Raw genomic sequence first — 26,446 nt, 5'->3', positions numbered from 1 at the left:
CTCATGGGCTTGTGTGCCCCTGACGGCGTAGTTACAGTGCCGATTAATACGTTTCATTTTGTGAGCGGGGTCGCACGGCAGTGTCGCCGTTGGAAGACGAGGAGTCGCCATGACCGCACCCCAGGACGTCCGCGCGGACGACCACACGATCAGCAGACAGCAGTGGAAGATCTCGGTACTGGCCGCGATGGCCTCCTACCTGGACGCGGGCTCGATCGTCGCGCTCGGCGCGGGGATGAGCGTGTTCCAGGCGGAGCTGGGACTGACGAGCACCGGGGTCGGCGTGCTCGCCGCGATCGGGCCGAACGCCATCGGCTGCGCGATCGGCGCGTTCATCGGCGGGCGGCTCGGCGACAAGCTCGGCCGCAAGCGGATCTACAAGTGGGACCTCATGGTCTACGCGCTGGGCATCCTGCTCGTGGCGGGGTCCTTCAACGCTCCCATGCTGTTCATCGGCACCTTCATCGTCGGCGTCGCGGTCGGCGCCGACGTGCCCACCTCGCTGGCGCTGGTCGGCGAGCTGGCACCGGCGAAGGGCAGAGGACGGCTGATCGGGCTGACACAGGTGGCGTGGAACCTGGGCCCGGTGGTGGTCCTGCTGCTCGCGCTCGTGCTGACCCCGATGGGGATCACCGGGACCAGGATCGTCTTCCTGTCCCTGTTCGTCGTCGCCATCGTGACGTGGGCGCTGCGCCAGGGCATCGCCGAGTCGGCGCGCTGGAAGAGCGCGGTCGCCAGCTCCAAGCCCTCCCCGGTCAACCAGGTCAAAGCGCTCTTCAGCGGCCAGAACCTGCGCGCGCTGGTGTGGACCGGCACCATCTACACCTTCTGGGGCCTGGCAGCGGGTACCGCGGGCATCTTCACCCCGTACATCGTGACGACCCTCGACGCGGGCTCGCAGGCGGCCGGGGTGGCGCTCAGCTGCGCGAGCTTCGTCATCGGCATTCTCGGCACGGTCTTCCTGTTCATGCGCCTCAACGACCAGAGCTACCAACGGCGTCGCACGATGTGGGCCGTCGGTTCGCTGATGCAGATCGTGGCGTACGCGCTCTTCCTGGTGCTGCCCTTCACCGTGCCCACGGTGATCGCCAACATCGTGCTCTTCGCGCTGGGCGCGACGATCGCGGGCGAGGCGACCTACAAGGTGTTCAGCCAGGAACTGTTCCCGACCGTCCTGCGCGGCACCGCCCAGGGCTTCACCTTCGGCTTCGCCAGGGTGCTGCTGGGTGTCTGGAGCTTCTTCGTGCCGTTGCTGGCCTCGGCCTCCATCGGCCCGGTCGCGGCGCTGCTGTCGGCCTTCCTGCTGGTCAGCGGGATCGTCGGCTTCTTCTTCATGCCGGACACGGTCGGCAAGTCGCTTGAGGACATCGAGAAGGAACGTGGCGTCGCGGTATGAACAACGAGTTGCTTGCCCGGTTCACCGATCCGGCCCCCGAGTACGGCCCGCTGCCGATCTGGTGGTGGAGCGGGGCCAAGGTGACCAGGGAACGGCTTCGCGAGCAGATGGAGAAGCTCGTGGCGGGCGGGGTCAGGCAGGCCGTGGTGCTCTGCCTGGCCCCGACCGGGCCGATGTTCGGCTCCGTTGCCGATGATCCGGCGTTCCTGACGCCCGAGTGGATCGAGCTCTTCGACGGGGCGTGCGCCGACGCCGAGGAGCTGGGGTTCACGCTGTGGCTCTACGACCAGATCGGCTTCTCCGGGGCGAACTTCCAGGGCAGGCTGATCGCGGCGACCCCGTCCTTCGCCGGGCAGGGGCTCTACCGCACCTCCGTCGAGGTCTCCGGCGCGGAGCGCGTCACGCCTCCTGAGGGTCACGTTCCCCTTGCGGCGTATGCGGTTCTCCCCTCCGGCGAGCGGACCGCCGTCCCGCTCGCCGGAGGGGCGGTCCAGTGGTCCGGTGGGGCCGCGCGCGTCGTGATCGTCCACAGTGGAACGAGCGGCTTCGACTACTTCTCGACCGACGCGTGCGCGGCGCTGCTCGACGACGTGCACGGCACGCTCGAACGCGGTGTCGGCCACTGGTTCGGCCGTAGCATCGGTGGTTTCTTCCAGGACGAGCTGCCCGCGATGCCCACGTGGGGTTCGGACTTCGCCGAAACCTTCGCCGAGGTTCACGGCTACGACCTGCTCCCGATGTTGTGGGCGCTGTGGGAGGACGACGCTTCGCCGGAGGCCGTGCGGGTCCGGCGTGACTACCACGCGCACCGTGCTTCCCTTGCCCGGCGCGGGTTTTTCGACCAGCACAACGAGTGGTACCGCTCGCGCGGGCTCATCTGCGGCTTCGACCAGGCGACCCCGTCGCGCGAGGGCGATCCGGCGGGTGGAGTGCGGTTGTACGGGGACTACCTCGGCACGCACTCCGGGTACGGCGCTCCCGGCAGCGATCACTGGGGCGACGCCAAGGTGCACAGCTCGCTGGCGCACGCCAACGGCCACGGCCGCACGTGGATCGAGGCGTTCCACTCCACCGGCTGGGGTGGCACGCTGGAGGAGACCTACGACTGGCTAGCGCCGTTTTTGAGGCGTGGAGCCACTCTCTACGACCCGCACGCGGTCTACTACTCCACTGTGGGCGGTTGGTGGGAGTGGGCGCCGCCGTCGACCTGTTGGCGTCAGCCGTACTGGCCGTCCTACCACGTGTTCTCGACCGCGGTCAGCCGCCTGTGCTCGGTGCTCACGGCGGGGCGGCACGTCTGCGATGTCGTGCTGCTGTCCCCGACTTCGACCGCGCAGGGCCACCTGACGCTCGACGGCCCGCTCGACGCCGCGACCGAGGCCAACGAGGCTTTCTTCGCGCTCAACGGTGTTGGCACGTGGTTCGCGGAGAAGCCCGGAGTGCTGGAGCGAGCCGGTATCGACCACGACGTGTTCGACGAGGCGACCATCGCGCGCGCATCCGTCCTCCCCGGCGGGCGGCTTCGCGTCGGTGACGAGGAGTTCAGCACCGTCGTCCTGCCCGCCGTGCACGCGCTGCGCGCCGACGCCGCGAACCGTCTGCTGGAGTTCATCGACGAAGGCGGGCGCGTGGTGTGCGTCGGCCGCGTTCCCTCGCTGTTCCTCGACGGCTCGGTCGAGTCGTTCCCGGTCACCCTCGTGTCCTCTGTGGACGAAGTTCCCGGTGCCATCCACAGTGGACCGATTCGCGTCACGGCTGATGCGCCGTACCTGTTGCGACAGGTCGGCGATGCCTACGTGCTGGCGTTGACCGCGCACGACGATGTCAGCGGGACCGCCGCGCCGATGCTGGACCTCGGCGAGGGTTACTGGTGGTCCAACGGCGTTGAGTTCGATTGGCAGGGCTACAACGAGCAGCTCCGCACGCGTGGGTACGACTTCCGTGCGCCTGGCGATCGGGTGGCGCATGTCCGGCTCTCGGGCATTTCGAACGTCCGTGCGCAGAGCTGGGCGCCTGGGCGGGGCACGCGCACCGAGCTGACGATCGATGCGGACGGGTCCTTCGAGGTCCCCTTCGACGACGGCTCGGTCGCGCTGGTGGTCCTCGCCCCCGAGCTGCCTCCCGCCGAGCCGCCTCGCATCGTTGTGTCCTCTATGGACGTTCCGGGACCGTGGACGGGTGTCGCGGAGTCCACTTTGGACAACTCGCGCGGAGATCTGGCAGCGCCGTCGCGGACCGGAGTGCTACCGATCGAGATCTGGCGGCTGTCGCACCACACCGGCTTCGAGTGGCGCGAGGTCACCGCGTCCTACGGTCCATTCGCCTCGGTCCACGACGGCGACGGCGTGTGGCGCTCGGCCGAGTGGTCGCTCGCGCGCGGCATCCAGAACGACCCGCTGCACTCGGACACGTTGGAGCCCAAGGGACAAGTTCCCGAGGAGTTCATCGACTGGCGTGAGGTCAGCGCCGGGAGCACTGTCGCGATCCGCACGCACATCGACCCGCCCGCCGCCGCGCACCTCGTGGTCGGCGCAGGCGCTCCGCGTCGCGTGCTGCTCAACGGCGTCGAACTCCCGATCGAGGGTGATGGGCACCAATCGGTGAGCCCGCTGCCCTCCGGCGGAGAACTCGTCATCGAGCTCACTGCGACGCGCACAGGGCCGCTGCGTGCGTCCTTCGCCGTGGTCACCGATGTCGACGCCTACCTCCGTCCAGAGTGGATTCGTCCGGACTCGCCCGTGGTCGTCGGCGCCTCGCACGACATGACGCTCTCGTTCCTGCTCGACTCCGTTCCGGCCTCCGCCTCCGCGCTGATCGGTTCGGACGGCGCGTGCAGCGTGCTGGTCAACGGCGTGGAGATCGGCAGGCAGGGCGACTTCAACCCCTATCCGGAGCACCGCGAGATCCGGCTGCACACCTATGAACTGGCTCCGCACCTGGTCGTCGGCGCGAACACCGTGGTGCTGCGCGTGACCCACCAGAGCCGCCACGGCACCGCCGCGACCTTCGACTCCGCGTCGCTCGGGCTTCGCAGCGGTCCCGGTTGGACTTCGGCTGAGCTGCAACGGGAACACCGCCGCGATCCGCGCTTCGTCTGCGCGTACCCACGCCCGCATCCGTTGCCAGGAGCGGACTGGCTCGACCCGGCCGTGTCCTCCGCCGGAGTCGTCGTGCCCGTCGTTCCGGACATCGCGCCCGCCTCGCCACGCACGGAACAACTGCGCTTCGAACTGCCCCCGGGCACGGTCTCCGTCCGTGTTCCGTCCACTTTGGACATGGTCGCGGTCGTCGGCGACGAGGAGGTCAAGGTCGCGGACGGCATCCTGCGAATGCCCTCCCCCGCACGCGCGGGCGATGTCGCGACGCTTCTTGTGTCCGCTGTGGACGGTCGACGCGGCGGTGCGCTGCTGGACGGTCCGCTCGAAGTCTCAGTGGTGGAGGCGGAGTTCCCCTTGGGAGACTGGGCATCGCTCGGGTTGCGCAACCTCGGCGGCCACGTCCGCTATCGGACGACGTTCTCCGTCCCCTCACTTTCCGAGCGGCAGGTCCTGGACCTCGGTTCGGTGCGCGGGGCCGTATCGGTGATCGTGAACGGCGAGCACGTCGGAGACCTCGTGTGGGGGCCGTGGCGGGTCGACGTGAGTGATTTCCTCGTCACCGGGGAAAATCACGTCGAGATCGTCGTGCGCGGAACGCTGGCCGGATATCTGGACGACGCCTCGCCGACCTCAGGGGTGTACGCCGGACAGGTCCGAAGCGGACTCTTCGGACCTGTCCGGCTGCTGTCCACTCAGACAGTCAGCAACCCCCAGTAGGCGGCCCACGGCACGAACACGACAGCTCCGGCGATCAGCATCATCTCGCGCAGCTCGGCTCGCCGTCGAACGACCACGAACACGGTCGCGATTAGCACGCCGACGGCCGCAATCTGGAGCAACAGCCAGGGAAGCGGTCGACCGAGCACGCTCGACTGCACACCGGTCGCTCCTGTTTGGACGATCGAAAACAGGAACACGAGGGAGCCCAGCACCGTCACGATCCCACCCGCAGCAAGGAAACGAGCAGGCCAGCCCACCGGCGCGGGCGCACGGCGACCGCGCAGCCGCCGCACGAGCGCGATGATCGGATACGCCAGGAACACCAGGAGCATCAGCACCACTGCGCCAACGTGCAGCCACGGCGACTCGTACCACGCGAGCAGCGTCACGGGTTCACTCCGAATCGCCTGCGCTGGCGGCGAATCAGCGCTCGGCGCCGCAGTGGTGCCGCCAGTGATCCACGACGCCATCAGCTCGACGTAGCCCGGCGCGAACTCGGCGGTGCGAGGCAGTTGGCCGAACCCGTCTTCGCTGCGCCGCAGGTTGTGGTTGGCCTCGGACACCACGCGGAGCGAGTAGTGCTTGTTCCCGCCGCGCTCCAACGCCTCCCGGAAAGCGGCAAGGCTCTCCCCCGGCGCCGTCGAGCGGTCGTTGTCGGCGAACACCCCGAGCAGCGGCTGGCGGAGCTTCGCCAAGGTGGCAACGGGGTCGTAGGCGGTGTCACCGAACAGGCCCACACCCATGAGCATGCGGCTGAGGTTGGCGCCGATCGGCTTCGCCACACGCTCGCTGACACCGGCGTGCGACAGGTAGGTGCGATTGCTCCAGAGCTGCGTGCGCGCGGCGTCCATCGCGCTGGCGCCCACGGTGATCACGAACGCGACCTCGGGAGACTTCGACGCGGCAAGCGGCACGACCCATCCACCCTGGCTGTGCCCCCACAGACCGACACGGTTCACGCGGGAGAAGCCGCGCAGCGCGGCGGCTGCCGCGAGCGCGTCGTCGGCCAGGTCGTTGATCGTGGCCGTGGCCCGTGAGTATCCGGGCCGCTTGTCGTAGATCAGGGCCGCGATCCCAGCCCTGGCAAGCGCTTCGGCTTCCGGGCGGTAGCTGTCGCGGCGCGTGTGACCGGCTCCGGCCACGATGACGACGCCGGGCCGGTCTCCGGCGCCGGTCGGGGCGACGACGGTGCCGTTGAGGGTGTGCTCGCCGCTGCGGAAACTGACGGCTGTGTCGGTGAGATCTGCTGGTTGAGCGCTCGCGGGCGCGGGTAAGAGCGCCAGGACGAAGGCGAGCAGGACTGAGTTGCGGGTGAGCGACACGGAATGATCTCCTGTGTGCGGAAGCGCGGTTACGTGGTTCTCGCTTTGCTGGGCGAGGTGGATCGGCTTCCCGTGCCCGGGTCGTCGAGCGGCAACTCGACGGCCCGGGGTCAAGGCCCGGGATCGGCTACGAGGACGGCGTGATGTCCTCCTCCGGATCGGGGAAGGCGAGGAACCGGGTCTGCACGGTCCGCGCGCCCGGAGGCCGCTCGTCGGCTGCGCGCTGGTACTTCTTCAGCAGCGCCAAGTACTCCTCGAAGAACGCGGGCAGTTCCTCCAGCGAGACCTCGATCGAGCCGCGCGAGTACGGCACCGCGTCCGCCCACGGGCCGAGGCCGGGGCGCGCCGCGAGGAACCGGCCGAACAGCTCGACGTCCTCGGAGAGCCAGAGCTGGTTGAGCTCGTCCAACGCCCGGCGCATCTCCTCGCCCTGCTCGCCGCGCCGGGCGAAACGCACGTCCTTGCGCGCGTGCCGCCACCACCGCTCGCGGCCGGCGCCCCGGCCCTCGATCTCCTCGACGAAGCCGTGCTTGGCCAGGACGCGCAGGTTGTAGCTCGTCCCGCCCGTGGTCACGCCGAGCCGCTCCGCCAGCGTCGTCGACGTCGCCTCCCCCAGCAGCTTCAGCTCACGCAGCATCCGCTGCCGCAGCGGGTTGGCCAGCGCCTTGGCCGCGCCGAGGTCGATCGCGCCCGGGTCAGTCACCCTTGCACGATATTTGATGCATCACTTCTCGTGCAAGCCCGGGGCAGCGCTGGCGGGAACGGGCAGGCCGAGCTCTGGAAGGCGGGCACGAAGTTGTTGCCCTTGCCAGGAATCCGGTCCGTGTCGAGACCTTCGACCGTCTGCGCGTAGTTCAGGCCGACGTCGACAGAGCCCGCCGACTCGCCTCGGCGGGCTCTCGCGTCCCCTGGTTGACCTCGTTGGGCACGTTCACGGCGCCCTGCTCACAAGCCTGCTACGCCACGAGCGGACGATCTCGCCGACGGTGTCGCTGACCGTGCTGGGCGTTCCGGTCACGGTGTCGCCGGGGGTTGGGATGTCTTCAAGACCACCAAACCCCCCTGTTGATCATCGCCAACCGCCACAAACCCTGCGGGGTTTGCTGTCGTTGGAGACGGCTGGGGCGGGGGTTGGGTGGTCTTGAAGACTGGCGAACCTGATGACTTGCAGGACAGGGCCTAGGCGGCGGTGGCGGTGCGGTACCCGGCGATGACCGTGCCGGGGATGCGGCCGCGGTCGGAGAGCTCGTGGCCGTTGACCTTGGCCCACTCGCGGACCTCCTTGGCCTCACGCCTGGTGAGCCCCGGCGCGGTGTCCGCGGCGCGGCGGCGGACGCGGCGAGCGGCGGCGACGTAGCTCTGCAGCGCGGCGTTGAGCTTGGCCGCGTTCTCCTCGTTGAGGTCGATCTCGTAGACCACGCCGTCGAGGGCGAACTCCATGCGCGAGACGTCGTCGCCGACCTGACCGGTGAGGTCGTCGATCATGTGGACGACCGTGCGCTGGGCCATGGTGGAACTCCTCCGAAAAAGTGCGGCGACGGCCGCCACAAATGAACCGTTCTTCGTTTTTGCGCTATCGCACGACAGAAACTATGGAGGCCGCCCCGCGCGCGACAAGGGTTTCATCCACGACGGAAACGTGAATCGCGCCGGGTGCGCCGACGTGCCCGGCGCGGGCGCGGGTCGCCGACTCGGCCGTCTTCGGTGACCGTCGGCCGCGAACGCGTCGACATATCCGGAGGGAAGCGGCGGCGCGGTCCGGGCACCATTGCTCACCACGAGTGCCAGATCACTCCCGCCGACTCGATCATGGCCGACGACGAGCCCCGTCCTCCCTGGTTCCGGAGGCGCCGGAACCCCATTGTTCCGGCGGTTGGAACGGGTCCCGGCCACCAATCGGCCCGGTGTCGAAGACACATTTCCGCGACACGTCGACGCCGAGCAGCGCCCGTTCAGCAGGGCAGGAGCGATTGCCGACCCGCGCCGCCCGTGCCGGAGAAGCTGCCCTAGGCAAACGATTCCCACCATCGGTTTTGATGTTGGTGCCTCCCGGAACACCGGGCGGCCGGGCAGTCCGATATGCGCATTCCCTTGTCAGATCGCCATGTTGGGGACTTGCCACCGCGACACCGCGACTGGCGACAACTTCCGCCAGTAGCGCGCCGGGTGTCCGTTCGCGCCCGATTGCTTCCCACGCCGTTCACCACGAGGACATTTCCGGACGGTTCGCAACCGTGGTCGAGCGTTCCGCCGCAGATCTGTGCGTCCTCAACAGCTATCGCCGCGACCGAGGAACTGCTCGGCAGGCACCGGCCGGAGGAGGTCTCGATCGAACGGGTCGGCAAGGGCACGGTGTTCCACCGCTTCGCCGGCCGCATGGGCCTGATGGTCGCGCTCATGCAGGAACGCGCCCTTGAGCTGAACGAGGCCGTGGAGCCCGGCCCGCCCCCGCTCGGCCCCTCACGCGCACGGCGCGGAACATCCCGTCCACTCGGTGTGGCACAACCACATCAGCGCGTTGATCACCGCCGAGCGGCTGAAGCGGTCACTGCACGTCTTGGCGAGCTCCGCCATAGCGCGAGACCAGCTCCGCGCCGATCCGGCCGAGCTCGGCGCGCACGGACGGCGGATCGAGCACGTCGATCATCGAGCCCCAGCCCGCGAGGTTGCGGGCGAGGTCCCTCGGCGTCGGCGCGGCGAGCCGGACGCGGGTTCGGCCGTCCGCCAGCTCGGCCTCGATCTCGCAGTGGCGGCCGAAGTGGTCTTGCAGCACCCACAGGAACCGCGACTCGACGAGCACGGTGGCCCAGGTGCGCGACCGCTTCTGTTCCACTTGTCCCACAACGGTTTCCCAGGCTTCAGCCAGGGTGAAGTCGTCCGGGCGCTCCGCAGGCTCCTCGGTGGGCTCGGCCGAGATGATGCGATCGACTCGAAACGTTCGCTGCCCCCGGTCGGTTCCGGCGATGAGGTACCAGACGTCGTCCTTGTCGACAAGACCCCACGGATCGATCATGCGCTCGCCGCGGTCGCGGTAGGTCAGGCGGACCTTGACCCTGCGGACCACGGCGGTCTGCAACAGCTCGACCAACGGCGGGCGCGGGCGGTCGCGCTCACCCCACCGCGTCGGGTCGATCATGGTCGCGCTCGCGGCGGCCTCGGCCTCGGCGCGGAAGGTCTGCGGGAGCGCGCGGACGAGCTTGCGCAGCGCGGCCCTGGCCTCCCCGGACACCGCTGCCGCAGGCCCCACCAGCAGGAACAGGGCCTGCGCCTCGGCCGAGGACAGGCCGGAGAGGTCGGTGCGGGCACCGCCGACCAGCGACCAGCCGCCCCCGCGCCCGGGCTGCGGGTAGACGGGGATGCCCGCGGTGGAGAGCGCCTCCAGGTCACGGCGGGCGGTGGCGACGGAGACCTCCAGTTCCCGCGCGAGGTCGGCGGCGGTGACCCGGCCCCGCGACTGCATCAGCAGCAGGACCGCGACCAGGCGATCAGCTCGCACGAGAACTCCTCGATAAAAGTGCTCAGTTGGTGAACACTTTAGCTCGCAGGATGGGTTCCATGTTGCGAGGACTGACCACCGTGAACCTGTTCGCCGACGACGTCCCGGCCGCTGTTGCCTGGTACACCGAGCTGCTCGGCGTCGATCCCTACTTCTCCCGCGAGGTCGCGGGCCGCGCCGCCTACGTCGAGTTCCGCATCGGCGACTACCAGCACGAACTGGGCCTGCTCGACCGCCGCTTCGCCCCGCCCGGGTGGGCTGCGGGCGTGGTCGGCTCCATGACCTACTGGTGCGTCGACGACGTCGAAGGCGCGTTCGCCCGGCTGCTGTCGATGGGCGCCACCGAGCACCAGAAGCCGACCGAGCACGGCCCCGGATTCATCACCGCCTCGGTCACCGACCCCTTCGGCAACGTGCTCGGCGTCATGGTCAACGTGCACTACCTCGCCGTGCTGGAGCAGCGGTCATGAGCGCCGTCTCCGCGAGCACGCCGGCCGAGTGGCGCGCGTGGCTGGAGCGGAACTGCCGCTCCAGCGAGGAGATCTGGCTGATCATCCACCACAAGGACAGCGCGACGCCGAGCGTGCGCTACCACGAGGCGATCGAGCAGGCCCTGTGCTTCGGCTGGATCGACGGCCTGCACCGCAAGCACGGCGAGGACAGCTCCCGGCTGCGCTTCACCCCGCGAGGCCCGCGCAGCACGTGGAGCCAGCTCAACCGGGACCGGGCCGCCAGGATGGTCGCGCAGGGCCTGATGACCGAGCACGGGCAGGCCGCCATCGACCTGGCCCGCGCCAAGGGAACCTGGGAACTGCCCTTCCCGGACGATCTCCGGCACGCGCTCGCGGACGACGAGGCGGCGGGGGCGAACTTCGCGAAGTTCCCGCCGTCCTCGAAGCGGCTCATCCTGGAGTGGATCGCGGGCGCGAAGAAGCCCGAGACCAGGCAACGCCGCATCGAGCGGACCACAACCCTTGCGGCGCAGAACATCCGCGCCAATCACCCCAGCACAAGGACCGCCACAAAGTGATTACCTAGAGTAATCTTCCTGGTACATTGGGTCATGATCTCGCAGGGGCGACACCAGAGCGCGGAGGTCGCAGCCGCCCTGGCACGAGCCAAGAAGCTCGGGTGTGATGTGACGCCGAGCAGGAACGGTCACCGCTGGGGCTGGGTGATCTGCTGTACGTGCGGGAAGAACATTACGGTGTACTGCACGCCCAAGAACCCGGGCGACCAAGCCAAGCGCATCAACGAGTTCGTTCGTCACCATCAGCATTGAAGGAAGCGCACCTGATGCCCGCGTGGAGCTTCACTCTGCTTGTCAATCAACCCCTCACGCCCGAGCAGGCCGACGCGTTCGACCACTGTGACGCGTTCGGCGACGGATCGGTGTCCTACATGCGTGGCCCGGCGAAGCCGGAGCAGTACCCGATCCAGTGCGACCCTTCCGACTTGATCGAGCTGTGGTGCGACGTCGAAGCGCTGACGTTGTTGGATGCCATAGCTCAGACTGCGCGCAACGTTCAGCTCATCCCCGGCCTGCGCGCGGTGGGTGCCACGCACAAGGACACAGTCACCCTCAGCGACGCGGCGCAGCGCTGTGATCGCAGTTACGAGTCCCTGGTGGAACTTTCCCAGGAGGACGAGCACTTCCCGGAGCCGTTGGAAACCGACGGAACCGTCTTCTACTCGTGGCTGCACATCGCCGACTACCTCCGCCGCCTCGGCGACGACGTCCCACACACGCCCCGCGAACTCGTCATCGCCGACCGCACGTTGCGGCTCGTCGAAGACCTTCGAGGAACGGACGTGCAGCCCGGCACCCTCCGCGCCCTTGGCCTACCGTAGAGCCGCCGCGAGGCACATCAGCATTGAAGGAAACGCACCTGATGCCCGAGTGGAGCTTCACCCTGCTGCTCAACCAGCCCTTCACCCCCGAGCAGGCCGATGAGTTCTCCCAATGCGACGCGTTCGCAGACGGCTCAGCGGCCTTCGTCCTCGGCCCCAGGAAGCCGGAGCAGTACCCAGTCCGCTCAGACGAGTCGGAGCTAAAGAAGCTGATCTGCGATGTCGAAGCGCCGACGCTCTTGGACGCCGTGGCGCAGATGGCCCGCAACATCCAGCTCATCCCCGGCCTCCGCGGGGTCGGTGCCCTGATGGAGGACAAGGTGGCCCTCGAAGAGGCGGCGCAGCGCTGCGATCGCAGCTATGAGTCCCTGGTGCAACTTTCCCAGGAGGACGAGCACTTCCCGGAGCCATTGAACCCAGACACCGAGGGAACCGTCTTCTACTCGTGGCTGCACATCGCCGACTACCTCCGCCGCCTCGGCGACGACGTCCCACACACGCCCCGCGAACTCGTCATCGCCGACCGCACGTTGCGGCTCGTCGAAGACCTCCGAGGAACGGACGTGCAGCCCGGCGTCCTGCGCGCCCTCGGCCTACCGTAGAGCCGCCGCAAGACGCTCAGCGAGTTCCTGGCCGTTGGTGTGTTCGAGCGTGGACACGAGGATCTTCGGCAGATCCTCGGCGGGGCGGTCGAAGTCGCGGGACAGTGCTCGCCCCAGTGCGGGGCCGTCGGCGACGACCTTGAGGTCCACGGCGGTCTCCACGAGCGCGGCCCACACCCGAGGGTCGTCGACGGCGTCGCGGACCGTTCGGATGCTGTGCGGCACAACGGGATCTGGCACCTGCCACCGGTGTTGTCCAGGGCCGACGTCCTCCGTCACCGAGCCCGGGACGTGCACGGTCGCGGTCGCGCCGTCGGGGACCTCGACGTCGAGGGTGAGCGTGCCGTCTTCCCGTTGCCACGCAACGGAAGCACGGCCGTAGGGCGTCTCGTGCTGAGCCGAAGCGCGGGTCAGCCCGCCACCGAGCAGCGGACGCACCAGCAGCGATCGGTAGCCGGGCGAGCCAGGTGCGAGACCGGCGACCGTCCTGTGCAGCCAGTCGGCGACGGCGCCGAGCGCGTAGTGGTTGAAGGAGGTCATCTCGCCGGGGTTGATCGTGCCGTCCGGGAGCATGCTGTCCCACCGCTCCCAGATCGTGGTCGCGCCCATCGTCACCGGGTACAACCACGATGGGCAGCCACGCTCCAGCAGAAGTCGGTAAGCCACTTGAGGCTGCCCTGCCATGCACAGGGCATCGGCGATGATCGGCGTTCCGACGAAGCCCGTCGCGATGCGGAAACCGTTGGCGCGCACGAGGTCCGCCAGCCGCGTGCCCGCTCCGGCACGCTGCGAGGCCGTGGGCAGAAGATCCCAGACCAGCGCCATGGCGTAGGCGGTGGGCGCGTCGCCGACCATCCGCCCGGACGGAGTCACGTAGGCGTCGGCGAACGCTGTCCGGACGGCGCCTGCCAAGGCGGCATACGAACGCGCTTCCTCTTGGCGGCCAAGGACTTCAGCCGCGCGCGCAACGATCGACGCAGAGTGAGCGAAGTGAGCGGTCGCGACGATGTCGTGGTCGGTCTTCGCGGCGAACGGGTTCTCCGGCGGCGCCGCCGGGTCGAGCCAGTCGCCGAACTGGAAACCGCCGGACCACAGGAGATCCGGCCCGGCGAGCGCGGTCTGGCGGTCGACCCACGCGCGCATGCTGGCGAACTGGTCGGCGAGCACGCGAAGGTCGCCGTAGCGCTCGTACAGCGTCCACGGCACGACCGTCGCGGCGTCACCCCACGCGGCGGCGCTCGGCGCGTGCTCACGCAGAACATCCGGGATCACGAAGGGAACGCAGCCGTTGTCGTACTGGTCGGCCGCGAGATCACGCAGCCAGGAGGTGAGGAAACCGGCGCTGTCGGCGAGGAAGGACGCGGTCGGGCCGAAGACCTGGATGTCGCCCGTCCAGCCGAGCCGCTCATCGCGCTGAGGACAATCCGTCGGCACGTCGAGGAAGTTGCCGCGCATCGCCCGGCGAACGTTGTCGTGCAACGTCTCCAGGTCGGGCTCCGAGCAGCTGAACCACCCGGTGGCGGGCAGATCCGATGACAGCACAACGGCTTCGAGGTCGGCGACGTCGAGCGAGTCCACTCCGTCGACCTCGGCGTAGCGGAACCCGTGGAAGGTCAGCGACGGCTCGCACACCGCATCCGCGTCGCCGGACAGGAGGTAGCGGTCGGTGGCCAGGGCGGAGCGCAGCGGCCTGGTACCGAGTTCGCCGTGTTCGAGCACTTCGGCGTGCCGCACCGTGACCCGCGTGGCCCCCGCGCGGACGCGGAGCCGCACCCAGCCGACGAGGTTCTCACCGAAGTCCACGAGAAGCTTGCCCGACGGCGATCGCGTCACCGAAACGGCGGGAACCGTTGCCACCACGCGCACTGGCGGCCCGAGCGGCACCTCAAGCCGGCTCAGATCGACATCGAGCACGTCCACGGTGTCCACAGTGGACTCCGACGCGCGCAGGTCCGTTGTCTGACCGTCGTAGAGGTCGTCAGCGGTGATGTGACTCGACCGCGCGGTCCACGTGGAGTCCGTGCCGAACACGTGCTCCGAGCCGTCCTCGCACGTGACTTCGAGCTGAGCGAGCAGGGCGAGACGATCACCGTAGTGGGCGCGCTTGCCCTGCCAACCGAGCCTCCCCCGGTACCACCCGTTGCCGAGCAGCACATCGATGTCGTTGTCTCCGCTGGACAACAGCGACGTCACATCGTGCGTGCGGTAGCGGAGGCGGTGCTCGTAGGAGGTCCAGCCCGGGTCCAGGTGGATGTCGCCAACGCGCGAACCGTTGATCGACGCCACGTGAACGCCGAGCGAAGTCATGTGCAGGCGCGCGCGAACTGCCCTGCTGGGCAAGGAAATCCGCGAGCTGAGCAGCGGAGCTGGATCGCCGATCCGACCGATCGCGCTCGGCGAGACGAACCGAGCCGTCCAGTCCGAAGGGCTCAGCAACGGGGTCTCGAACTCGATCGGCTCACCGCCGCGCACACGCAGGCTTCCCCGGAAGCGCGAGCCGAGCGGCGCGAACGGCCACGGGACGAGCACCCGCTCCTCGCCGTCGACGCGGCACCGGCTGACCTGACCGGAGGCGTCGGTCAGCTCCAGCTCCGTCGCCCTCCCCTGCCAGCTCAGGCGCGGTTCGGAGGTGCCGACGACCACCAACCCACGGCGCGGGAGGTGCTCGAAGCGGACGGCACTCGGCTCGGCCATGAACTCTCCTCCGGCGCGTTGGAACGTTTCAAACCGTGGTCATGACGGTACGATGGCCGAGCGCGACCGTCAAACATCGGCTGGTCCGCACGTTTCAGAGGTCGGAGTCAGGGGGCGGCGTGGCGGGTCCGGGAACACCGAGCATGAAGGACGTCGCGGCGCGCGCCGGGGTGTCGCTCGGCACCGTCTCCAACGTCCTCAACAAGCCGGACCGGGTCAGCGTGCAGACCCGCGACCGCGTGCGCGCCGCCATCGAGCAGCTCGGCTTCGTCCGCAACGAGACCGCGCGCCAGCTGCGCTCCGGGCACAGCAGGACCCTGGCCTACGTGGCACTGGACTCCGGCAACCCGTTCTTCACCGACGTGGCCGAGGGCGTGCAGGACGCCGCCGAGGCAGCCGGGCTCGCGGTGTTCCTGTGCAACAGCCGGGAGGACGGCGGGCGGCAGGACTTCTACCTCGACATGCTTGAGCAGCAACGGGTCGAGGGCATCCTGATCACTCCGACAGACAACGCCACCGATCGGCTGGACCGCGTGCGCGGGCGCGGCATCCCGGTCGTGGTGGTCGACCGCGACGCGGGCCCCGATTTCTGCTCGGTGACCGTGGACGACGTCGCGGGTGGGGAGCTGGCCGCGACGCACCTGCTGGAGGCGGGCCACCGCAAGATCGCCTACATCGGTGGCCCCCTGACCATCGGCCAGGCCGCCGACCGCCTGACGGGCGCGCGCAAGGCCGTCGCGGCGGTCCCCGGCGCCGAGCTGATCGTGTTGGAGACCGCCGCGCTCAACGTCGCCGAGGGGCGCCGCGCGGGCGAGCGCCTCGCCGGGCTACCCGGCTCGCGCCGTCCCACCGCCGCGTTCTGCGCAAACGACCTGCTGGCGCTCGGTCTGTTGCAGCGCATGGTGCGGCTCGGCCTCGACGTGCCGGGCGACCTCGCGATCGTGGGCTACGACGACATCGAGTTCGCCGGGGCCGCCGCCGTGCCGCTGACCTCCGTGAGCCAGCCCCGCCACCTGCTCGGGCGCACGGCGGCGGAGCTGCTGCTCGACGAGGCCGCGGGTTCCGGCGACGGCCACGAGCACCGCCAGGTCGTCTTCTCCCCCGAACTGGTCGTCCGCGCCTCCACCGCCCTGCGCGCCACCCTCTAGCACTCCGCAGGACCTACATCACTCCAGTGAGCCGGGCGGTTGATCTTTTCCCGGTAGCGGAGCTGTGTTCCACCGCGCCACCCTCCAGCCCGCTCCCTTTCACCCACAGCGGCGACCTGCCGAGGTATTCCACGCTCGCCCTGCCGGAGTGGATACCGGACACGGTGAACGGCTGTCCTCGTCAGGTCGCCGTTGTACGGTCGCCGAGTTGCTCGAAGCCTTTCTTGCGCATATTTCCGATCATGGAGCTGAATGATCCAGATGTGACCGTCCGCGACCTTTGACTGGCTTCCTCCCAACAGGGCCGGATATCAGCAGAGACGGCCGGTGTACCAGGCGTTGTTGACTTGGTCCGCCCTGCCGAGGTAGTACACCCAGGGCAGGGGCGAGGTGCAGAAGGAACGGTCCGGTTGCGAGACGTAGTCAACCCAGATCTCGACCCTCGTGCTGGCGCAGTGGTTGTACTTCGCGTCGCGGTACCGCTCGGGGTGGCCGGTGGGAGTCGACTCGTCGTACCCGCACCGGACGGGCTCCGCCATCAGATTCGCGCTCGCTGGCGCGACGACGGCTGCCGTGGCAATGATCGTCGTCGCCATCACGACAACGGCCCGAAGATTTTTGCGCATGATGCCCTCCTTTTCGTACCGGTCGAGCAAGCACGCAGAACGGTAACCACGAGAAAACGGGGCCGTGAGCGACTTCACACATACCTGAAGAAGTTTGAGAATTCAAGATCGATTCGCCGACAAAAAGGATCATGCTTATTTCCACGTGACATGATCCACCACCTACGACGCAAATGCCGTTGCAGTACTAGAACATCGTGTTGTCGTTGGCGGAGTGCTCGGGGATGTCCTGCACGACGTCCCAGTGCTCGATGATCCGATCGCCCTCGAAGCGCACGATGTCCACGATCGCCGAGCCCCGGCTCTCCGGCGTCAAGCGCATGTGGCAGTGCACGATCACGTGGTCCCCGTCGGCCAGCACGCGCTTGAAGTCCAGGCGCAGCAAGGGGAACTGGTCGACGAAGCCGCGGAGGAAGCGACCGGAGGCGGCGGCCCCGGAGGGTGCGTGCGGGTTGTGCTGGACGTAGTCGGGGTGCAGGTGGGTGACGGCGGCCTCCTCGGGGCGCTTCTCGTTGAACGCCAGGTCGAGGAACGCCAGGACGGTCTTCTTGTTCGCGTCACTCATGGTTTCTCCAGTCACTACCAAGGGACGGTGGAATCGTCGCCCCAGAACTCGCCGGTGGGGCCGTCGGCGCCGAGCAGCGCGAGCCGCAGCGGTGCGACGGCGCCGTCGACGGGCGTCCGCTCACCCCGAGGGAACGGGGAATCGGTGTTGAGGTCGGTCTTGACGAGGCCGGGATTCGCCGCGTTCACCAGGATTCCGTCCTGCCGCAACGCGTTCGCGTAGAGCAGGGTGATCGCGTTGAGCGCGGCCTTGGACGAGCTGTAGGCGAGCAGGCCGCGCGAGGCGATCGGGTTGCCGGGATCGGCGAGCAGGTGCAGCGACCCCAGCGGGCTGGACATGTTGACAACGCGTCCCACCGGCGCGCGCCGCAGCAGCGGAACGCACGCCCGTGTCACCGCGACGACACCGAAGACGTTGACCTCGTAGGCTTCGCGCACGAGGTCCGCGGTGAGATCGGGCACCGCCACGCCCCACTCGACGGCCACGCCCGCGTTGTTGACGAGCACGTCCAGCCGCCCGCACTCCGCCTCGATGGTGGCGACCGCACTGTCCACTTCGGACTGGTCGGTCACGTCGAGCCGGACCGCGCGGACGTCGCCGCTCAGCTCGTCGGCGGCGCGCTGCCCCAGTTCGAGGTCGCGCGCCCCCAGGTAGACGGTCATTCCCTCGGCCGCGAGACCGCGCGCGATCTCCTTGCCGATCCCCTTGTTGGCGCCGGTCACCAGCGCGACTTCTCCGCTCATGAGCTCACTCCACCAGCGGACCCCGCCGCCGGGGAAAGACCACTTCGATCCATGCTTATACCCTGGGGGTATGGCAGATGTGGAGGTGCGGGAGCTGCGGTACTTCCGCGCGGTCGCCGACGAGCTGAACTTCTCCAAGGCGGCACTGCGGCTCGGCATCGCCCAACCACCGCTGTCCAGGGCGATCCGCCAGCTCGAACGTCGCGTGGGCGTGCAGCTGTTCGTCCGCGACACTCGTCAGGTCGCGCTCACCCCGGCCGGGCACGCGCTGCTCGCGGAGACCGGGCGCGTGTTCGACGCGGTGTCGGCGGCCGTGCACAGGACGCGCCGCGCGGGCCAAGCTACGCCGTCGGTGGTGGTGACCGCGAAGGCCGGGGTGGCGACCGAACTGCTTCGCCGCGTTGTTCGCGCATATGCCGAAGCGCCTGGCGCACAAGCGGTTGAGGTCGTGGTGAGCGGCTACGGCGAGCAGGCCGTCATGCTCCGCGACGGCCGCGCGGACCTGGCCCTCATCGGCTCCCCCGCCGACCACTCGGGCTTCGACACCGAGCACCTGGTCAGCGAGCCGAGGGTGGCCGCACTGCCCGCCGGGCACGAGCTGGCCGAGCGGGAAGCGTTGCACTGCAAGGATCTCCTCGGCCAGCCGATGTCGCAGTGGCCCGAGTCGTGCCACGCCGACCGCGTGTACTGGGCGGGCCGCGACCACGACCTGCCGACGGGCGGCCCGGAGATCCACGACAACTCACAACTGATGGAGAACGTGGCGCTCGGGCTGACCGTCGCGCTCATCCCCCGCTCGCTGGCCGAGCACACGCCGCGACCGGACATCGTCTACCGGCCCGTGCTCGACGCGAGCCCTTACACGACGGTGCTCGCGTGGCCCGCGGGCTCGACCGCGCCGTGGATCGCGCGCTTCGTCCAGGTCGCGTGCGCTCAGGTCGTGACGACGGTGATCGACGGCCCTTCCTCGCCGTAGCGCGGAACCCAGACCTGGTAGCTCTGCGCGGGGGCCTCGCGCTCGCGCCAGTAACCGCCGATCTTGTGCACGATGTCCCACCGCACGGTGTAGCTCTCGCGCGGGCGGACGCCGACGCCGCCGGGCGTGGAGTCCACCTCGACGGGGCCGTTGCGCGCCTCGGTGACGACATTGCTCCACGAGAACGACCACTGGTGCCCGGAGCCGCGCTCCACCACGGTGGTCTGCCCGTCGACCTGGGCGCTCATGAACGCCACCCGCGCGGGCTGTTCGAAGTGCCAGCCGAAGTCGTCGCGGTACTCCGCGCTCACGACGGTGCTGGCGCGCAGCACGTTGCCGTCGTCCACTCGCACGCACAGCCGCAGGCCGATCCGCGATCTCCCGTCCGGCGAGTAGTGGTGCGTCAGAGCGATGGATTCCGTTGGGGTGCAAGCGGAAACCGGAGCGATCGGCGCTGGGGTGAGCGCCGTGACCATGAGCATGGCCAGAGCCGTGGCACGCATGCGACAAGCTTGCACACCGAGGAGGGAGCACGCCTGGCGAACGCCCGTCCTGGGTGACCACCGACCGGGACCCCTCCCACCGCTGAGGGATCATCCTGACCGGGTGCGACTCTTCGTCAACCTGATCGTCGCCATCTGCCACCCACCGCTGGTGCTGTGGACGGCGCACAGCGGCGCGCCCACGGTCCTCACCTGTGCGGTCCTGGTGGCGGGCGTACTGCTGGTGGCGGACACGGGCTGGCTGGTCGCCGGGATGCTCGCGTCACTGCTCGCCGTCGCGGGGACCATCTCCGCCCGCGACGACGAGGCCGTGCGCGAGCGCAGCGTCCGTGCCAGCTGCGCGGTGCTCAGCGTCGTCAAGCGGGACGAGCTGCGGACGCACACAACGGCGGACGGCTCGATCTTCGTCAACACCGTCACCTTCCACGACCACCGCCTGCGCTGCGACGGGGCACCGGTCGACCTGCTGAGCTGGACCTCCCGCGTCGCCGAGCCGGGTCAGCGCCTGGAGATCGTCCACGACCCGCTGCGCCAGGTGGGCCCGGTTCCGGCGAGCACGGTGCGGGACGACGGCGGCACGGCGCACTACCTCGCGCTGATCCTCACCGGGGTCGCCGTGGTGTGCCGCGTCGGCGGAGTGCTGCGCGGAGAGAACTGAGCGCTCAGCTGATCCCGGCCAGCGCGAAGAACTCCTGGCGGGAGCGCGGGTCCTCGCGGAGAACCCCCTTCAACGCGGAGGTCACGGTCCGCGAACCGGTGGCGCGGACCCCGCGCAGCGACATGCACATGTGCTCGGCCTCGATCACCACGCCGACGCCCTTGGGCGCCAGGTGGTCGCGCAGCCAGTCGGCGATCTGCTTGGTCAGGCGCTCCTGAACCTGGAGGTCCCTGGCGAACAGCTCGACGACGCGCGCGAGCTTGGACAGGCCGAGGATGCGCTCGCCGGGCAGGTAGCCGACGTGGGCGACGCCGTGGAAGGGCAGCAGGTGGTGCTCGCACAGCGACTGCACGGGGATCGACCTGGCCAGCACGAGCTCGTCGTAGCCCTCCTCGTTGGGGAAGGTCGTCAGGTCGAACTCGCGCGGGGTGAGCAGTTCGGAGTAGGCGTGCGCGACCCGTCTCGGTGTGTCCGCGAGGTGCTCCGAGCCCGGGTCGCGGCCTAACGCGACCAACAGGTCGGTGACCGCGCGCCGGGCGGCTTCGACGTCGACACCGGTGCGGCCGTGCACCACGCGCAGCTGAGCGGTCATGGGCTCCTCCTTCTATCGCCAACTCACGCTAACATTAGAAGAATGTCCCACCTCTCCGCCATCGCCGCACTTGACGAGCCGACCCGGCGGCGGCTCTACGAGTTCGTGGCGCGGCAGGGCGCCCCGGTCGGCAGGGACGAGGCCGCCGACGCAGTCGAGCTGCCGAGGACGACCGCCGCATTCCACCTCGACAAGCTCGCCGCGGAGGGGCTGCTGGAGGTGGTCTACGAGCGCCGCACCGGCCGCTCCGGACCGGGAGCGGGACGCCCGGCGAAGCTGTACCGCCGCTGCCCCGAGCACATCGCGGTGTCCCTGCCGGAGCGCCACTACGAGCTGGCCGCGCGGTTGCTGGCCGACGCGGTCGCCGAGGCGCAGGAGACCGGGGAAGCTCCGCGCGCCGTGCTCGACCGGCACGCCCACGCGCTCGGGACGCGGTGGGGGCGCGAGGCCGCAGGATCGTCCACTGTGGACGAAATGCTGGAGCGGCACGGCTTCGAGCCGAGGACCTCGGGCGCGGTGACCTCGCTCGGCAACTGCCCGTTCCACAGCCTCGCCGAGCGGCACGCGGCGATGGTGTGCGGGATGACCCTGCGCCTGCTGGACGGGCTGCTCGAAGGCTTGGGCGCCGAGGGTGTCAGCGCGCGCCTGGAGCCGACCCCGGGGCACTGCTGCGTCCGGCTGCACGCATCATGTCGGGGTGACGACGCCCGAACGCCCGATGCCGAACCCGACCGCCGATGAGCGCACGACGCTGGAGAACTGGCTCGACTTCTACCGCGCCACCCTGGTCGTGAAGTGCGCGGGGCTGACCGAGCAGCAGCTGCGCACCGCCTCCGCGCCGCCGTCCTCGCTCACCCTGCTCGGCCTGCTCCAGCACCTGGCCGAGGTCGAGCGGAACTGGTTCCGCCGCGTGCTGGCCGGGGAGGACGCGCCGCCGATCCACCCCAGGCCCTCGGAGTCCCACGGTCACGACGGCGGTTTCGAGCTCGCCGAGGACGCCACCTCCGCCACCGCCCGCGCCACCTGGGAGGCGGAGGTCGCCGCAGCCAGGAAGCACTGCGCCACCAAGGAGTTGGCGGACACCGGCACCTTCGGCGGTGCCGAGTTCAGCCTGCGCTGGATCTACACCCACATGATCGCCGAGTACGCCAGGCACTGCGGTCACGCCGACCTCCTCCGCGAGCGGGTGGACGGCGCGACCGGCCTCTGATCCGCCCTACTGGTTGATGAACGAGCCGAAGGCCGCGTGCACCTTGTCGTCGGTGGTGATCACGTGCACCTGCGAGGGCGGGCCGATGTCGGCGAGCAGGCGCGGCCGGGAGTAGGTGAGCACCTTCGGGCAGGTCGAGCCATCGATCTCGATCTTGGTGTCGGTGACCAGCTTCCCGGTGCGCAGCTCGTAGGCCTTCACCGGGATCGCGATCTTGTGGAAGGTGACCTGGACCGGGAAGCGCGGGCTCAGCTTGCTCTCGTACGGGCAGGTCCGCATGGCCGCGCCGAACTCCGTCGTGCCCGCGCAGACCACCAGCACGGCATCGGCGACGTCTCCGGCCTTCCACTCGCCGGGGAGCTTGTCGGCGTACTCGCTGTTGCCGTAGATCAGCGAGCGGTTGGTGCCCTTGCCGTAGGGCGCGGCGCCGCTGTACTGGGCGGGCCGCGAGCAGTAGGCGGGCTGCGAACCGGCTGAGCCGCGCAGCAGGTCGCGCACGTTCGCCAGTTCCAGCGCGAGGGTCGCCTGCTTCACGCCCTCCCGCGCCTTGGCGATCAGCTCGTGCCCGGGGTACTGGTCGATCAGCTGCTGGTAGCGCTGCCGGGCCTGCTGCCAGTTCTTGGCCTTCATCAGGTCATCGCCGCACGCGAGCAGCGCCGCGGGCGCGGTCCTGCCGACCACGTCGGAGGAGCGGTCCAGCGCGATCCCGGTCGGCTTGCGCTCGCGGAGCCAGTCGGTCACAACGGCGGTGTGGCAAGGGTTCTTCGCGGGCAGCCCGGCGAGGAAGCCGTCCAGGACGACGTCCACCACCTTCTCGTGGCCTCGGAACTGGAGGAGCACCTGGGCGAGGCCGTCGAAGCCCTCCTTGAGCGAGTCGGTGCGCCCGGTCAGCGCGGTCGCGAGCTTGTCCTTGGCCGTGCCCACCAGGCCGCACGCCTCGCGGGTCAGCTCGCCCCGATAGGTCGTGGTCAGGTCCAGGACGCGGTGGCCGAACCACAGCTGATCGACGGAGTCCACCGCCCGCGCGCAGTCGCCCGCAGCACGGGCATCTGCCAGTGCGACGTCGATCCGGTGCAGGTCGAAGCGCAGCAGGCTCACGGTGATCACCACCGGGAGCGTGAAGGCCAGCAGCACCGCCCAGCGCCCGCGTTTCGCGCTGCGACCGCCCGCGAGGAACCAGCCGTGCCAGATCATGGCGGCCCACCACAGCAGCACGACCACGTCGAACCACCACACGCGCGCCACCGTGGCGAGCAGGGCGACGAGCACGACGGTGACCAGGCTCGTGACCAGGGCGAGGCGGCGCTTGCCGAGCGCGAGGTAGCCCGCGCCGAACAGCGACGCGTTGCCGAGCGCGGCGCCGAGCGGACCCACTTGAGGCGCAGCCTGGGGCTCGACCGGAGTCGGCTCGTCCATCGGGGTCCCTTCAGGGAAGGCAGGGCAGGGTTCGCCCATTGTGGCCACCGGAACCGGGAGGGGTCCCGAAGCGATCTCAATCCGTGACCGGGTTCTCCATGCTTCTCCACAGTCCACAGTGGACGCTGCGAGGAACTGATCGGCGGATTGACGTGCCGCCGAACGGGCGCCTAGGTTGCCAGAGATCGTTTTCTCGGTCGGGAGGCGGCACGATGTCCTACGGCAACCACGGGAGCAGTCTGCGCGACCTCGCCCGCCTGCGGTCCTCGCGCAGGCGAAGGGCCTCCAGCCGGGACCGCAGCGGCGGCAACGACGACCGGCTCACCGTCCAGCCCGGACAGACCGCGCTGCTCGCCGACATCGAGGGCAGCGGCTCCATCACCCACATCTGGTGCACAGTGGCGCTGCCGGGCGATGCCGAGCAGGAGCCGGACTTCCTGCGCAGGCTGCTGCTCAAGATCACGTGGGAGGACAGCGCCGACCCCAGCGTGCTCGTACCGCTCGGCGACTTCTTCGGCATGGGCCACGGCAAGACCGGCAACTTCGTGTCCGCGCCGCTGCAGATGAGCCCGGAGGACGGCAAGGGCTTCAACTGCTGGTTCCACATGCCGTTCCGGCGCCGCGCCAGGCTCGAACTGATCAGCGAGATGTCCAGCGCGCCGGTGTACTTCTACTACTACGTCGACTACGAGGTCTTCGACTCCCTCGAGGACGACCTCGGCTACTTCCACGCGCAGTGGAACCGCGTCAACCCCACCGACGGCGTCGAGCAGGGCGAGGAGTCCAACGAGGAGTTCCTCTTCGGCGGCACCAACCCCGACGGCGCCGGCAACTACGTGGTGCTCGACGCGACCGGGCGCGGGCACTACGTCGGCTGCGTGCTCAACGTGCACAACCTCCGCGAGACCGAGCAGTGGAACTGGTACGGCGAGGGCGATGACATGATCTTCATCGACGACGAGCCGTTCCCGCCGTCCTTGTACGGCACCGGGACCGAGGACTACTTCAACACCGCGTGGTGCCCGACGCAGTCCTACTCCGCGCCCTACCACGGGCTCACGCTGCCCGGCGGGCCGAACTGGAGCGGGCAGATCTCGATGTACCGCTTCCACGTCGAGGACCCGGTGACCTTCACCCGGTCCATCCGCGTGACCATCGAGCACGGCCACGCCAACAAGCGCTCCGACGACCTGTCCTCGGTCGCCTACTGGTACCAGACGTTGCCGCACAAGCCCTTCGGCATCCTGCCCGTCACCGAACGCCTCCCCCGCCCCAGCTAGGAGCCGGGGCGGGTGGTGGTGTCGACGACGCGGTCGCGGGCGATGGCGCTCTTGGAGCCCATGCCGATGGTGGTGTAGACCTCCGGCCACGCGCCGCGCAGCCACAGGCCCCACGCGAAGCCGACGAGGGCGATCACCAGGTAGGTGGTGGGGATGCCCCACGCCAGCGGTGAGTCCGGGTCGACGCCGAGCAGCTTGTCGAAGTTGGCCAGCACCAGCACCATCGCCACGCACATGCCGATCGCGGCGAGCACGGGGGCGATGACCCTGCGCCACGCGGACTCGGCGGTGGGGCGTTTGACGAAGAAACCGATGACGGCGAAGGAGGTCGCGGTGATCAGCAGCATCACGCCGAGCGAACCCGACGTGCACCACCAGTAGAACAGGTTGATCACCGGGTCGAGGTCGAAGAGCGCGTAGACGACGATCACCGCGAGGGCCAGCGCGCTCTGGATGAGCGAGCTGTTCTTCGGCGCCCCGGTGCGCAGCGAGGTCCTGCCGAGCACGGCGGGCAGCACGCGTTCCCGGCCGAGCGCGAAGGTGTAGCGGGCGGCGAGGTTGTGGAAGGCGATCAGCGTGGCCAGCGCGCCGGTGACGTAGAGCGCGCGGCCGATCATCGCGAAGCTCGTGCCGAGGCTGCTCGCGGCCAGGCTGTAGATCAGGTTGGTGCTCTCGGTCTGCGAGGCCTTGCCGATGTGCGCGGGACCGGTCGCCACGCTCATCGCCCACGAGGCCAGCGTGTAGAGCCCGACGAGCACGCCGAGCGAGGTGAAGGTGGCCACGCGCACCGTCTTGCCGGGCCGCCTGGCCTCCTCGCTGAACACCACCGAGCTCTCGAAGCCGACGAAGGCGGTGATCGCCACCGCGAGCACGGCGCCGACACCGGGCGAGAACAGCGTCTCCGGGTTCAGCGCGTCGACGGTGACCACGCCGCCCGCGGGGTGGGTGAGGTTGCCGATGCTGTAGACGACGATCACCAGGATCTCGGCGACCAGCAGCACCGCGAGGATCTTGCTGTTGAAGTCGACGTGCTGCAGGCCGAGGAAGGCCACCAGGGCGCAGCCCACCAATGCGATGAGCCACCACGGCAGGTCGACGCCCCAGTCGCGGAACAGCGCCGCGCCCGCGTCCCCGATGGCGCCGTAGACCCCGATCTGGATCACCGTGTACGCGATCAGCGCCACCAGCGCGGCGGACACCCCGAGCGGCCGGGTCAGTCCCCTGCTGACGTAGGCGGAGAAGGCTCCCGCGTTCACCACGTACGGCGCCATCGTCACGTAGCCGACGGAGAACAGCGCGAGCAGCCCGCCCGCGACGACGAAGGCGACCGGGATGCCGATCAGTCCGGTGACCGAGTAGCCCGAGGTGATCACCATCGTGACCGCGGTCAGCGGGGCGGCCGCCGACATGGCGAAGAAGATCACGGAGGGCACGCCGAGCCGGTTGGCCGCGAGCGCGACGGCGACCCTTCCACGTGTGCCGTGCGCCTTGTTCTGGGACACCTTCTGCGGCATCGGGTTCTGGGGCATCGGAGAACTCCTGGCTTGAAG

24 protein-coding genes are annotated in these 26,446 nt (G+C 69.3%); 12 read left to right on the top strand and 12 right to left on the bottom strand.

Annotated features, from left to right (window positions below; all coding sequences use genetic code 11):
* Positions 1-109 precede the first annotated feature (109 nt).
* Together ABD798_RS19390 and ABD798_RS19385 are read left to right on the top strand one after the other, a co-directional pair.
* Positions 110-1,396, top strand: a complete 1,287-nt coding sequence (locus tag ABD798_RS19390) for an MFS transporter (protein ID WP_344876764.1) — start codon at positions 110-112, stop codon at positions 1,394-1,396.
* Positions 1,393-5,211 carry a hypothetical protein gene (locus tag ABD798_RS19385; RefSeq protein ID WP_344876762.1) on the top strand — a complete coding sequence of 1,273 codons (3,819 nt, stop codon included), beginning with the start codon at positions 1,393-1,395 and terminating at the stop codon, positions 5,209-5,211. Before ABD798_RS19390 ends, ABD798_RS19385 begins: the two co-directional genes overlap by 4 nt.
* Here the strand turns inward: ABD798_RS19385 and ABD798_RS19380 are convergent.
* From ABD798_RS19380 to ABD798_RS19365, 4 genes are all read right to left on the bottom strand, one after another.
* Positions 5,187-6,536, bottom strand: a complete 1,350-nt coding sequence (locus ABD798_RS19380; protein ID WP_344876759.1) for an alpha/beta hydrolase family protein — start codon at positions 6,534-6,536, stop codon at positions 5,187-5,189. The two genes, ABD798_RS19385 and ABD798_RS19380, sit on opposite strands and share 25 nt — an antisense overlap.
* Positions 6,537-6,663: 127 nt before the next feature.
* Positions 6,664-7,239 carry an ArsR/SmtB family transcription factor gene (locus ABD798_RS19375; protein ID WP_344876757.1) on the bottom strand — a complete coding sequence of 192 codons (576 nt, stop codon included), beginning with the start codon at positions 7,237-7,239 and terminating at the stop codon, positions 6,664-6,666.
* Between the two features lie 476 nt (positions 7,240-7,715).
* Positions 7,716-8,045, bottom strand: coding sequence for a histone-like nucleoid-structuring protein Lsr2 (locus ABD798_RS19370; protein ID WP_344876755.1), 330 nt, complete (start codon positions 8,043-8,045; stop codon positions 7,716-7,718).
* Positions 8,046-9,081: 1,036 nt separating this feature from the next.
* Complete coding sequence (locus ABD798_RS19365) at positions 9,082-10,032, bottom strand: helix-turn-helix transcriptional regulator (RefSeq protein ID WP_344876753.1); 951 nt, start codon at positions 10,030-10,032, stop codon at positions 9,082-9,084.
* Between the two features lie 59 nt (positions 10,033-10,091).
* On the opposite strand from ABD798_RS19365, the gene ABD798_RS19360 reads away from it, so the two are divergent.
* The 4 genes from ABD798_RS19360 to ABD798_RS19345 all read left to right on the top strand — a co-directional run bounded on the left by ABD798_RS19360 (position 10,092) and on the right by ABD798_RS19345 (position 12,485).
* Positions 10,092-10,502, top strand: a complete 411-nt coding sequence (locus ABD798_RS19360; RefSeq protein WP_344876751.1) for a VOC family protein — start codon at positions 10,092-10,094, stop codon at positions 10,500-10,502.
* Positions 10,499-11,062, top strand: a complete 564-nt coding sequence (locus ABD798_RS19355; protein ID WP_344876749.1) for a YdeI/OmpD-associated family protein — start codon at positions 10,499-10,501, stop codon at positions 11,060-11,062. Before ABD798_RS19360 ends, ABD798_RS19355 begins: the two co-directional genes overlap by 4 nt.
* 266 nt (positions 11,063-11,328) lie before the next feature.
* Positions 11,329-11,883, top strand: a complete 555-nt coding sequence (locus ABD798_RS19350; protein WP_344876747.1) for a hypothetical protein — start codon at positions 11,329-11,331, stop codon at positions 11,881-11,883.
* Between the two features lie 41 nt (positions 11,884-11,924).
* A complete protein-coding gene (locus ABD798_RS19345; protein WP_344876745.1) occupies positions 11,925-12,485 on the top strand; it encodes a hypothetical protein in 561 nt (186 codons plus the stop codon).
* Here the strand turns inward: ABD798_RS19345 and ABD798_RS19340 are convergent.
* Positions 12,477-15,179 (bottom strand): family 78 glycoside hydrolase catalytic domain, encoded by a 2,703-nt coding sequence (locus ABD798_RS19340; RefSeq protein ID WP_344876743.1) that lies wholly within the window; start codon positions 15,177-15,179, stop codon positions 12,477-12,479. The two genes, ABD798_RS19345 and ABD798_RS19340, sit on opposite strands and share 9 nt — an antisense overlap.
* Positions 15,180-15,322: 143 nt before the next feature.
* Here ABD798_RS19340 and ABD798_RS19335 point away from each other — a divergent pair, with 143 nt between their 5' ends.
* Entirely contained in the window at positions 15,323-16,327 is a 1,005-nt protein-coding gene (locus tag ABD798_RS19335) for a LacI family DNA-binding transcriptional regulator (RefSeq protein WP_344876741.1), read from the top strand.
* A gap of 311 nt (positions 16,328-16,638) precedes the next feature.
* Here ABD798_RS19335 and ABD798_RS19330 read toward each other — a convergent pair whose 3' ends face one another.
* The 3 genes from ABD798_RS19330 to ABD798_RS19320 form a co-directional block, all read right to left on the bottom strand.
* Positions 16,639-16,953 (bottom strand): DUF6355 family natural product biosynthesis protein, encoded by a 315-nt coding sequence (locus tag ABD798_RS19330; RefSeq protein WP_344876739.1) that lies wholly within the window; start codon positions 16,951-16,953, stop codon positions 16,639-16,641.
* Between the two features lie 187 nt (positions 16,954-17,140).
* Complete coding sequence (locus ABD798_RS19325; RefSeq protein WP_344876737.1) at positions 17,141-17,518, bottom strand: nuclear transport factor 2 family protein; 378 nt, start codon at positions 17,516-17,518, stop codon at positions 17,141-17,143.
* A gap of 14 nt (positions 17,519-17,532) precedes the next feature.
* Entirely contained in the window at positions 17,533-18,261 is a 729-nt protein-coding gene (locus tag ABD798_RS19320) for an SDR family oxidoreductase (RefSeq protein WP_344876735.1), read from the bottom strand.
* 70 nt (positions 18,262-18,331) lie between these two features.
* Between ABD798_RS19320 and ABD798_RS19315 the strand changes: the two genes are divergently transcribed.
* Positions 18,332-19,237: a LysR family transcriptional regulator gene (locus tag ABD798_RS19315; RefSeq protein ID WP_344876733.1), complete on the top strand. Its 906-nt coding sequence runs from the start codon at positions 18,332-18,334 to the stop codon at positions 19,235-19,237.
* Here ABD798_RS19315 and ABD798_RS19310 read toward each other — a convergent pair.
* A complete protein-coding gene (locus ABD798_RS19310) occupies positions 19,195-19,740 on the bottom strand; it encodes a hypothetical protein (RefSeq protein ID WP_344876731.1) in 546 nt (181 codons plus the stop codon). The two genes, ABD798_RS19315 and ABD798_RS19310, sit on opposite strands and share 43 nt — an antisense overlap.
* Before the next feature lie 103 nt (positions 19,741-19,843).
* On the opposite strand from ABD798_RS19310, the gene ABD798_RS19305 reads away from it, so the two are divergent.
* Positions 19,844-20,398, top strand: coding sequence for a hypothetical protein (locus ABD798_RS19305; protein WP_344876729.1), 555 nt, complete (start codon positions 19,844-19,846; stop codon positions 20,396-20,398).
* Positions 20,399-20,402: 4 nt separating this feature from the next.
* Here the strand turns inward: ABD798_RS19305 and folE are convergent, their stop codons facing one another.
* Positions 20,403-20,990, bottom strand: a complete 588-nt coding sequence (folE, locus tag ABD798_RS19300) for a GTP cyclohydrolase I FolE (RefSeq protein ID WP_344876727.1) — start codon at positions 20,988-20,990, stop codon at positions 20,403-20,405.
* A 42-nt stretch (positions 20,991-21,032) separates the two neighbouring features.
* Here folE and ABD798_RS19295 point away from each other — a divergent pair, with 42 nt between their 5' ends.
* Both ABD798_RS19295 and ABD798_RS19290 read left to right on the top strand, forming a co-directional pair.
* Complete coding sequence (locus ABD798_RS19295) at positions 21,033-21,731, top strand: helix-turn-helix transcriptional regulator (protein WP_344876725.1); 699 nt, start codon at positions 21,033-21,035, stop codon at positions 21,729-21,731.
* Positions 21,709-22,200, top strand: coding sequence for a DinB family protein (locus tag ABD798_RS19290; RefSeq protein WP_344876778.1), 492 nt, complete (start codon positions 21,709-21,711; stop codon positions 22,198-22,200). Before ABD798_RS19295 ends, ABD798_RS19290 begins: the two co-directional genes overlap by 23 nt.
* Before the next feature lie 6 nt (positions 22,201-22,206).
* Here ABD798_RS19290 and ABD798_RS19285 read toward each other — a convergent pair whose 3' ends face one another.
* Positions 22,207-23,616, bottom strand: a complete 1,410-nt coding sequence (locus tag ABD798_RS19285) for a tetratricopeptide repeat protein (protein ID WP_344876723.1) — start codon at positions 23,614-23,616, stop codon at positions 22,207-22,209.
* A 212-nt stretch (positions 23,617-23,828) separates the two neighbouring features.
* On the opposite strand from ABD798_RS19285, the gene ABD798_RS19280 reads away from it, so the two are divergent.
* A complete protein-coding gene (locus ABD798_RS19280) occupies positions 23,829-24,896 on the top strand; it encodes a glycoside hydrolase family 172 protein (RefSeq protein WP_344876722.1) in 1,068 nt (355 codons plus the stop codon).
* Here the strand turns inward: ABD798_RS19280 and ABD798_RS19275 are convergent.
* Entirely contained in the window at positions 24,893-26,425 is a 1,533-nt protein-coding gene (locus ABD798_RS19275) for an APC family permease (protein WP_344876720.1), read from the bottom strand. The genes ABD798_RS19280 and ABD798_RS19275 overlap by 4 nt on opposite strands.
* Between the last annotated feature and the right edge of the window lie 21 nt (positions 26,426-26,446).

Source organism: Allokutzneria multivorans (genome assembly GCF_039537405.1).
GTDB lineage: Bacteria > Actinomycetota > Actinomycetes > Mycobacteriales > Pseudonocardiaceae > Allokutzneria > Allokutzneria multivorans.
This window is presented reverse-complemented; position numbering and strand designations above follow the sequence as displayed.

What these genes read in the sequence shown, in the direction of transcription:
- ABD798_RS19320 (WP_344876735.1), bottom strand. Translation starts at nt 18,261, where the DNA reads ATGAGCGGAGAAGTCGCGCTGGTGACCGGCGCCAACAAGGGGATCGGC.
- ABD798_RS19275 (WP_344876720.1), bottom strand. Translation starts at nt 26,425, where the DNA reads ATGCCCCAGAACCCGATGCCGCAGAAGGTGTCCCAGAACAAGGCGCAC.
- ABD798_RS19285 (WP_344876723.1), bottom strand. Translation starts at nt 23,616, where the DNA reads ATGGACGAGCCGACTCCGGTCGAGCCCCAGGCTGCGCCTCAAGTGGGT.
- ABD798_RS19345 (WP_344876745.1), top strand. Translation starts at nt 11,925, where the DNA reads ATGCCCGAGTGGAGCTTCACCCTGCTGCTCAACCAGCCCTTCACCCCC.
- ABD798_RS19315 (WP_344876733.1), top strand. Translation starts at nt 18,332, where the DNA reads ATGGCAGATGTGGAGGTGCGGGAGCTGCGGTACTTCCGCGCGGTCGCC.
- ABD798_RS19335 (WP_344876741.1), top strand. Translation starts at nt 15,323, where the DNA reads ATGAAGGACGTCGCGGCGCGCGCCGGGGTGTCGCTCGGCACCGTCTCC.
- ABD798_RS19290 (WP_344876778.1), top strand. Translation starts at nt 21,709, where the DNA reads ATGCCGAACCCGACCGCCGATGAGCGCACGACGCTGGAGAACTGGCTC.
- ABD798_RS19370 (WP_344876755.1), bottom strand. Translation starts at nt 8,045, where the DNA reads ATGGCCCAGCGCACGGTCGTCCACATGATCGACGACCTCACCGGTCAG.
- ABD798_RS19295 (WP_344876725.1), top strand. Translation starts at nt 21,033, where the DNA reads ATGTCCCACCTCTCCGCCATCGCCGCACTTGACGAGCCGACCCGGCGG.
- folE (WP_344876727.1), bottom strand. Translation starts at nt 20,990, where the DNA reads ATGACCGCTCAGCTGCGCGTGGTGCACGGCCGCACCGGTGTCGACGTC.
- ABD798_RS19385 (WP_344876762.1), top strand. Translation starts at nt 1,393, where the DNA reads ATGAACAACGAGTTGCTTGCCCGGTTCACCGATCCGGCCCCCGAGTAC.
- ABD798_RS19355 (WP_344876749.1), top strand. Translation starts at nt 10,499, where the DNA reads ATGAGCGCCGTCTCCGCGAGCACGCCGGCCGAGTGGCGCGCGTGGCTG.
- ABD798_RS19280 (WP_344876722.1), top strand. Translation starts at nt 23,829, where the DNA reads ATGTCCTACGGCAACCACGGGAGCAGTCTGCGCGACCTCGCCCGCCTG.
- ABD798_RS19310 (WP_344876731.1), bottom strand. Translation starts at nt 19,740, where the DNA reads ATGCGTGCCACGGCTCTGGCCATGCTCATGGTCACGGCGCTCACCCCA.
- ABD798_RS19330 (WP_344876739.1), bottom strand. Translation starts at nt 16,953, where the DNA reads ATGCGCAAAAATCTTCGGGCCGTTGTCGTGATGGCGACGACGATCATT.
- ABD798_RS19350 (WP_344876747.1), top strand. Translation starts at nt 11,329, where the DNA reads ATGCCCGCGTGGAGCTTCACTCTGCTTGTCAATCAACCCCTCACGCCC.
- ABD798_RS19325 (WP_344876737.1), bottom strand. Translation starts at nt 17,518, where the DNA reads ATGAGTGACGCGAACAAGAAGACCGTCCTGGCGTTCCTCGACCTGGCG.
- ABD798_RS19390 (WP_344876764.1), top strand. Translation starts at nt 110, where the DNA reads ATGACCGCACCCCAGGACGTCCGCGCGGACGACCACACGATCAGCAGA.
- ABD798_RS19340 (WP_344876743.1), bottom strand. Translation starts at nt 15,179, where the DNA reads ATGGCCGAGCCGAGTGCCGTCCGCTTCGAGCACCTCCCGCGCCGTGGG.
- ABD798_RS19360 (WP_344876751.1), top strand. Translation starts at nt 10,092, where the DNA reads ATGTTGCGAGGACTGACCACCGTGAACCTGTTCGCCGACGACGTCCCG.